This is a genomic window from Pseudomonas sp. UM16 (assembly GCF_050312595.1).
Classification (GTDB): Bacteria; Pseudomonadota; Gammaproteobacteria; order Pseudomonadales; family Pseudomonadaceae; genus Aquipseudomonas.
In genome coordinates this window covers 190,693-198,342 of sequence record NZ_JBNPJT010000013.1, presented here as the reverse complement: position 1 = coordinate 198,342, position 7,650 = coordinate 190,693, and the positions used below count along the sequence as shown (strand labels likewise).

Below are 7,650 nucleotides of genomic sequence, written 5' to 3'. Positions count from 1 at the left end.
GCTCCGTGTGCTCATCGACGATAAACAACTCCATCGGCTGTTCCCCCGTCGATTTGTTCGCCTCAAGTATTACCGTGAGTGAGGGGCTGTATTGGGATTGTTCTGACGTGCTCATATCCAATTCATTCAAGATCAACAAGGCGCGTGGTGGGGCCATTGGATTTCAAGCGCTCAGTAACAACGCTTGGCCAGAGATTACGGGAACGGCGCTTTGCAATGTTGTAGGTGAATTCCTTGATCCGATCAAGGGGGTAAAGCATTGGTTCGAGTATCAGCTTTGCAACATCACTAGCGCCTAAATAGTTCCTTCCGCCTGCCTCTTTTTTCGCCTGTTTTATCTGCGCCAGTGTGTGTTTGAAGCTATCGCTCATTTTGAATCTTACGGCCAACTGGCTTTTTACGAACGAATCAGATTCACTATGATTTCCATGTTCGTCGAAGTAAGGGCCGTTGTTCATGTAGGCACGGATGTACTCCCAGAAGCTTTTTTGCATCGCCAGTGACTTCCCAAAGGGCGCGCCGAGGCTAATCATCAAGGCCTTTTCCGGTTGTTTAAATTTACACACTCGAATTTCAAGCGAAGCGCTTTGCATACTACCGATTTGGGCGCCAGCGAGCTGAAACTCATTGGCCACGGCGGAAATACTGTCCCACGGGGTGTGGAATAGTTCGCCGTCATGATCGAAATATACTTCGCGGGTGCGGCGATTGAACAGGATAGGGAGGGGTAATGGACGTAAGGTTTCCCATAGGAATGGTACTAGAAATAAACAAATACCGAGAGTAAGCATGATGGGGTCGAAAATACCTTGCATAGCCAGCATTAGAGTAAGACCCACCGATGCACATCCACCGGCTCCCCCTAATACTCCTGTTAACAGCCCTCGATCAGAATCTCCGCCTGCTAGCAAAGTTAAATAATGCTCCGTGTGCTCATCGACGATAAACAACTCCATCGGCTGTTCCCCCGTCGATTTGTTCGCCTCAAGTATTACCGTGGACGTGGAGTTGTTTCGGGGTTGTTCTGGCGCATTCATATCCATGCTCGTTCCGTGATTTTCAACGCGGGCAGCGTCAGGCCTTCACTCGGGGAATAGATTAATTCGCCCTCTATACGCCGCAAGTCTCTAACACCGTCCTCATGGTAAACACGGCGATAAGGCGTTATGCCGGCTGGCACAGGAATGCGGGTGCCGCTATGCCGAGCAAAGTCTTTACCTGTCCACTCGACCTTTCTGATTTGATCGACGTAATACCCGAGGGTGTCGCCCCAAACTTCCTGGCCGGTGAAATAAATCATGGCGTCGGTCAGCGACACATTTTCCCCTGGCAAATTCAGCATCAGATACGTGGAGGTAACTTGCCCTTGATAAGGGTGAATTTCTGTCAGCCGGTAAGCGTCAACGCTGATGGGAAACAGAATGGGGTATAGATTGTCCATGGAAAGGATGTAGCTGTTTGACCAGGTGTTGTCCGGGCGGATACCAAAGCGGCAATTTTTCACCCATTTTTCCAGCGCCGAGTCTGCCGTATATAGACGGGCAAGGACCCCACCTACAATCACTACTGTGAGGCTCAGTAATTTGGCGCCCAGGTGTGGTACTACGTTGAGCCCTCTGGCAATAGTTGCTGCATCCCCGGCTATCACCGCGGCCCGTGCGGCTCGAAATGCCCGGAATGCATGGACCTGAATCCTGATACTGGCCAGTGACGCGCCAGCCACTACCAAGTTCGCGGACATGGTGTCAAAGTCGCCTTCTTTGTAGGCTTCAAAGGCGTCTACTCCATAAAGCACGACGTCGAACGCTAAAAAGACGCCTTGCGCCAAAGCAGTGTAGGCGGCGCTCCCCAACGCCTTGGCCAAAAGTAGCCGAGATGAAATTGACATGCCACCGCTCTGGCGGACAGCCAAAGACCAGTCAACCTCTACCGCCCGTTGGATGACCGCTGTGCCCGCTGCAACAATACCAAGCGCAGCACCGGCCGCACTAAATCTAGTTTGGAAAGTTTGCTTGTCATAAAGCTGCCCCGCCGCCCAAACAAAATTCACCCCAGCCACCAACGTCACAATCGACTTGACCGGCGCCTTACTCAATGCACTTTTCAAATCAAACACACTGCCCAGATCAGCGCCCGCGGCGAGGTTGACCGGTAATGGCGGCAGCTTGGTACTCGCCGGTACCAGGTGCATAAACGGAATGCTTTCGCTCACCGCACTGGCTAAGGGGGCGACGTTGAGTCTGGCGGGCAGTGTGTTGCGGGTGCCTATCAGGTCGCTGTACCACTCGCCCAGTTGCCGCGGTGTGATGGCCAAGGTCTGAATGCGCTGATCACTGCGGGCCAACGCGGCGGCCATGTAAATGCGCCCGGCAGTGCTGGCGGCATTTTCCGCTTGGTGCAAGTGCAGCCCGGCAGCAGGTGCGAGGGATAGAAACAAGGTTTCCATGCTGGAGGCCGGAGCAAGTTGAGCGAGCTTTTCAGCCGTCTTGTTCAGCGCCTCTGCATAACCAACGGCTTTCGTCAGTTGAGTGATGCCCTCTTTGATTGAGGCTCCATTGTCGTGAGCCGCATCACTCAGATCGATCAGGTATTTTATTTCACCAATGCCAAGCCTCTTGGTTAACCCAAGCAATGCCCAGAGCAACCAGGGTTTGCCTTGCGCATTACCTTCAAGGCTCAAGGTTATGGCTTTGGCGCCTGTACTGGTACTGGCCGGGCCCAGGCAGGCAGCAGCGAAGTGCAATTCCAATGCCTCGCGACTGGCTGGCAGCGTGATGTCGAAGTGGCCGCAGGCGGTGTCCATACTGGACGGGCCATTCACTTGCACGGTGTTGAACCAATCGACCCAGAGCTGCGCCAGTCGGCGCATGTCGACGGTATAGTTGTATTCTTGGGTGTTCTGGTCGTCCCAGACGCGGTTCAACTCCTCATAGCGGGTGATCAAGCGCAACTGCGATTTCAATTGCTCATCACTGTCCATCAACGACTTTAAAACACCTGCAATGGCCCACTCTTCGGCGTGATGTTCCTTATAGTTGTCAAATCCTGCCTTGCGCGCGCGCATTAGTGCGGCGAGATCGAGCAGCACACCCCATGCGTCATCGATTAGTGCGTAAGTGTGCTGTTCGCAACGTGCCATTTGCCGGAGCATGTTCGGCCAGGCGGGTGCGTGTTCCGTTGCAGGCTCACTGCTCCAGCCGTAGCGCGTGGCATCGCTGTATTCGCCAATATGCGTTTTGATCGCGCCAATTTGGCCACTGAGCGGCGCCACTCCCGGCACAAACGTACGCATGATGCGCTGACGCACAGCAGGGTCGTGTTTGGCGGCTTGGTACTGCGGCTCACTCCAACGAACCGGTGACCACACCAAACCGGCCGACGCGCCCGCTCTGAGCAGTAGGTGGGGTTGCGTCCGGGTATCAATTACCCGTCCTGCCCGTGAGGTTTGGGTGAGTTGAGCTGATTCGACCTGGTACTCCACCAACTTGGGGGGTGTGCTCTCCCAAACGTAGAGCCAACCATCACGCAGCAAGCGTGAGGTGTAGTTCAGGTCTTGCCCGCTCAGGTCAGGATGACGCGGGCCAAGCTCGGGAAACTGACCGTTTAGAGGCGGCAACTCATAGGCACTGACATCGACAGCTGCCGTGGGCCCCAAGGCATAGCGCAGCGGCAACACCGCAGCGAAAAGCGGGCACGTCCCGTATGGCGCTTGAATAGATTGACTCATGAAGGTTGTTCCGTGTTGGCCGGCAGGCTGAGCGCATGCATGAGCGCGTTGGGCAGGGTGATTTGTGCCGCTAGACCTTTATCTGCCGGAGCAACATCACGCTCAGGCGCTTCGTTCGTCCAGGCGCACACCGAGGCGCCGTTGTGTCTCAGCCAGACGCTATCCACGCCAAACCAGAAGCCAGCAGGCCATTGGGCACCTGCCAAGTGGGCGCGATTGAGTACGGGGCCATCAGCCAGGCGTAACCAATATTCGCCTTGCTGCTCATCAAAAATGCGTAAGCGCCGTTGCAGGATTGGCAGTAATTGGTGGGCGCTTTTAACAGTGGCCAGCCATACACCATGCTGCAAATCGCCGCCGCCCCACCACGCGCTATAGGCGGCACTGCCGAATGAGGCATCGAGTAAAAATGGCCCGGCCCCGGCAATGGGTTCGTATGGGGTTCCCTTGAACAGGGGGCGGGGATTGTCTGAACCGTAGTGTTGGTTCAGACAATCAAAGGCATCGTCATACTGGGCACCGTCAAGCAGGAGGAGTCCCTTGGTCGGGGGCATGGACGTCATGCGTGTAGCTCCTCGGTGTCCAGCTGTTGTTGGGCGGCATCACACACCGGACAAATGCCAGAACTGGCCTCACGGAAAACCGCGTTTTGTTTGAGCAGGGCTTCCATGGGGACGGCGCTGACGCTGGTTGTCAGCGCGGCCACAGGCATCGCCGACACCGCAGGCATCGCCGCTGCTGGTACGCCGCCGATGACTATCGGTACGCTGCTGAAAATTCCCCCAGGACCGATCACGATGTGCTGGTCACCGCCTTTCAACGTGATGCTGGCGCCGGCATCGAGGATCACCTGGGCCCCTGCTTTTAGGTGCAGTTGCTGACCCGCTTCAATCGCCAGCGTTTGTCCGATGCGGGTATGGCTGCTGTCGGCAATGTGCAAATAGTCGTTGGCTTTGAGCTCAACTTTTCGGTCAGCGCTCACCGTGCGCTGGTCTTCAGCTTCCAGTACCGCAATGCTGTTGCCCTTGATGGTTTCCCGGCGCTCGTTACCGACTTCCAGGCGGCTGTCATTCTCGACCTTTTGCTCCAGGTCGCGCTGGGCACGCAGGTAGATCAACTCCTGGCCTTTGCGGTCCTCAATCGACAGTTCGTTGTAACCGCCACTGGCGGGCGAGCTGCGGCTGCGCAGCACGGTCTTGGTTTTGTTCGCGGGCAACGGGTAGGGCTGCGGTGTGAGCCTGTTGGGTACGCAACCTGTAATCAACGGCTGGTCGGGATCACCTTCCAGGTAGGTGACCAGCACTTCCATGCCGATGCGCGGGAGGGTCACCGCGCCAAAACCCTGTCCAGCCCAACTGGACGCTACCCGTAGCCAGCAACTGCTATTGTCGCTGTTCAGTTCGGTACGGTCCCAGTGGAACTCGACTTTGACCCGCCCGTACACATCGCAGAAGATTTCTTCCCCGGCCGGCCCGGTAACCCGGGCGGTCTGGCTGACCAGCACGGCGTTGCGGGTCACCAGCGGTGGCCGGTAGAACACGTTCCAGGGAATAGCGCTGAAGCTGTTGCGATAGCCTTGGCTGAAGTCGTCTTCGGGTTGGCTGTCGCTGCTGACTGACTCCTCAAGCACCTGCGGCTGTTTACCTTCATGGGTGACGCTGAGCAAGAGCCACAAGTCGTTGCAGTCTTTACGCGGGTGCTCGGTCAGGTCGAAGAAGTGGCCGCTGCGCAGAAATGGTTGGTCACTTTGACCTTCGGCCAACTGGTAGTCACAGCGGTGCCGCTCCAGGGCCTGGCGAGCGCGTTGCCTGCCAAGGCTCTCGGTGTCCATCGACAACGGGTAGCGGTAGTCCTCAAGCTCCGGGCTGAACTCGGCGGTGAACTGGCTCTCCAGCAGCAAGCTTGGCCGCTGCAAGTCATAGCCGCGGCGCGTGACCGTGCTGGTGCGGGTGCTGAAGCGCCGGGAGAACTGGCTGATGACCGGGTGGTCCGCCACCAGACCCCTGCCTTGCTGATACGGCGTGGCGCCAAGCTTGGGGAAAAACGTCTGGTCGTCGGTGAACACCAGCCGATGGCCGTCCGGGCTGTGCTGGTGGTGCCAGGCAATCCCGTCCTCACTGCACAGCCGCAGGATCAGCTCGTAGTCGCTTTCAAAATATTGAGCGCAGTATTCACGTTTAGGGCTGGTGCGGACATGAAAGACAAAAGCATCGGCCTGAATGCCATGGCCCTTGAGCACCTGGGCAACGATCTGCGGCACCGTCAGTTGCTGGAAAATCCGCTGGTTGTAGCTGAATTGCAAGTAGTGCAGCGCGGGCACCAAGGTCAGCTGATAGCGGGTCAGGCGCCTGCCGGATTCGCCGACCAGAACATCTTCGATATGCCCGTGAACCCCTTCACCCTGCAAGCCAAAGCGCAGGAACGCCGGCTGACCGAGCAGGCTTTCCAGATCGAAATCAGGGTACTCGCTGACCAGCTCGACGCTGATCGCATACAGGCAGCTGATGGTTTCAGTACCGCTGAAAGCCAGCACTTTGAAGTCGTTGCGAACCGTGGGGATCTGTAGCTCGAAAAGCGCAGCATTGGCCGGTGCGAACATACACTTATCCTTAAGCTGAAAGGGAAAGCAAAAGGCGATGCGCAAGCCATTGCCTGAGCAAGCTCAATTTTTCGAGCACGCTAACAAGGCGACATGGGAATTGATGCAGGATGCGTCCTAAGCATCTGTGCGAATTTTCTTTACTTCAGGATTTTGAGCGACCAACACGCGGAATCAACCGCCTGTCAGAGACGCGATATTTCTGCAGGTGCCCCCTTCTCAAAGCGCTGGCGAAGCATAGAATGGCGACGGGTTTTCTCCCAATAACGATAAACTTACCCCCGTCTCCTAATCATGTCCGAACATAATCCTTGTTTGAACTGCGGCGCCTGCTGCGGGTTTTTCCGTGTGTCTTTTTTCTGGGGTGAGTGCGCATCGGCGGGAGGCTTGGTGCCCGACGATCTGGTGGTACAGATCAACCCTACTCGGGTAGCAATGATCGGCACCGACAGCAAACCCTGCCGCTGTATTGGCCTTGAGGGTGAAATAGGTAAAGGGGTCAGTTGTGGCCTTTATGAGCAGCGCTCCAGCCCTTGCCGCGAATTCGAGGCATCCTGGGTCGATGGTCAGCACAACCCCAGTTGCGACGCAGCCCGGGCTGCCTATGGTTTGCCACCGCTGGAAGCCAACGAGCCGATCTGGCCACACGAGGGGGCTGAAGTAGCCTGAAGGCTATAAAGCCAGGGCGCTGTACTGACAACCAGCGCCTGGCAACCTTGCGGTAGACTGTGCGGCTCTTCGGCCAGAACAGGAGTTCTACCCGTGTCGTATCCCCACGCGTTTCCTCTCGATCTTTGCCTTGAAAGCCCGCGTCTGCACTTGCGGCCCATGCAGGCAGAGGATGCCGCTGCCTGGTTGGCGATCATGGCTGATCCGCAGGTCATGCGCTTCTGGAATCATGCGCCCTGGAATCAACTGACCCAGGCCCAGGCAGCACTGGAAACTGACCGTCAAGGCTACCATCAGGGCCAGTTGCTCAAGCTGGGTATCTATCGTCGTGACAGCAATGAGCTGATCGGCATGTGCCAGTGTTGCAATTTCGACAGCGACTCGCGCCGCGGCGAAATCGGTTACTGCCTGGCTAGCAGTGCCCAGGGGCAGGGCTTTATGAGCGAAGCGCTTGAGCGCTTCGTTCACTACTTGGCCCGAGACTTGAAAATGCGCCGTCTTGAGGCCGAGATCGACCCGCGTAACAGCGCTTCAGCACGGACCCTGGAACGCCTGGGCTTTGTGCTTGAAGGTGTGCTCCGCGAACGCTGGTGTGTAGCCGGCGAATTATCCGACTCGGGACTTTACGGCTTGTTGTTCGAGCGTGATCAGTGAT

At 56.8% G+C, this 7,650-nt stretch carries 6 protein-coding genes; 2 read left to right on the top strand and 4 right to left on the bottom strand.

The genetic code is table 11. The annotated features are described in order from the left end of the window. Positions 1-122 precede the first annotated feature (122 nt). From ACQRAX_RS17400 to ACQRAX_RS17385, 4 genes are read right to left on the bottom strand one after another with little or no spacing between them, the layout of a single operon-like run. Complete coding sequence (locus ACQRAX_RS17400; protein ID WP_412038632.1) at positions 123-1,043, bottom strand: hypothetical protein; 921 nt, start codon at positions 1,041-1,043, stop codon at positions 123-125. After that, the gene (locus ACQRAX_RS17395; RefSeq protein WP_412038633.1) at positions 1,034-3,727 is read right to left on the bottom strand and encodes a toxin VasX; all 2,694 of its coding nucleotides are present in this window, start codon (positions 3,725-3,727) and stop codon (positions 1,034-1,036) included. Before ACQRAX_RS17395 ends, ACQRAX_RS17400 begins: the two co-directional genes overlap by 10 nt. Next, on the bottom strand, positions 3,724-4,290 hold the full coding sequence (locus ACQRAX_RS17390; RefSeq protein ID WP_412038634.1) for a DUF4123 domain-containing protein: 567 nt from the start codon (positions 4,288-4,290) through the stop codon (positions 3,724-3,726). Before ACQRAX_RS17390 ends, ACQRAX_RS17395 begins: the two co-directional genes overlap by 4 nt. Continuing rightward, positions 4,287-6,326: a type VI secretion system tip protein VgrG gene (locus ACQRAX_RS17385; protein ID WP_412038635.1), complete on the bottom strand. Its 2,040-nt coding sequence runs from the start codon at positions 6,324-6,326 to the stop codon at positions 4,287-4,289. The genes ACQRAX_RS17390 and ACQRAX_RS17385 overlap by 4 nt, the downstream gene beginning before the upstream one ends. 294 nt (positions 6,327-6,620) lie before the next feature. Here ACQRAX_RS17385 and ACQRAX_RS17380 point away from each other — a divergent pair, with 294 nt between their 5' ends. Then, positions 6,621-6,995 carry a YkgJ family cysteine cluster protein gene (locus ACQRAX_RS17380; RefSeq protein WP_412038636.1) on the top strand — a complete coding sequence of 125 codons (375 nt, stop codon included), beginning with the start codon at positions 6,621-6,623 and terminating at the stop codon, positions 6,993-6,995. 93 nt (positions 6,996-7,088) lie between these two features. Beyond that, on the top strand, positions 7,089-7,649 hold the full coding sequence (locus ACQRAX_RS17375) for a GNAT family N-acetyltransferase (RefSeq protein ID WP_412038637.1): 561 nt from the start codon (positions 7,089-7,091) through the stop codon (positions 7,647-7,649). The last annotated feature ends 1 nt before the right edge of the window (position 7,650 follow it).

Bases quoted from the DNA above. Each gene is read 5' to 3' on its own strand.
- ACQRAX_RS17395 (WP_412038633.1), bottom strand. From the start codon at position 3,727: ATGAGTCAATCTATTCAAGCGCCATACGGGACGTGCCCGCTTTTCGCT.
- ACQRAX_RS17390 (WP_412038634.1), bottom strand. From the start codon at position 4,290: ATGACGTCCATGCCCCCGACCAAGGGACTCCTCCTGCTTGACGGTGCC.
- ACQRAX_RS17385 (WP_412038635.1), bottom strand. From the start codon at position 6,326: ATGTTCGCACCGGCCAATGCTGCGCTTTTCGAGCTACAGATCCCCACG.
- ACQRAX_RS17400 (WP_412038632.1), bottom strand. From the start codon at position 1,043: ATGGATATGAATGCGCCAGAACAACCCCGAAACAACTCCACGTCCACG.
- ACQRAX_RS17380 (WP_412038636.1), top strand. From the start codon at position 6,621: ATGTCCGAACATAATCCTTGTTTGAACTGCGGCGCCTGCTGCGGGTTT.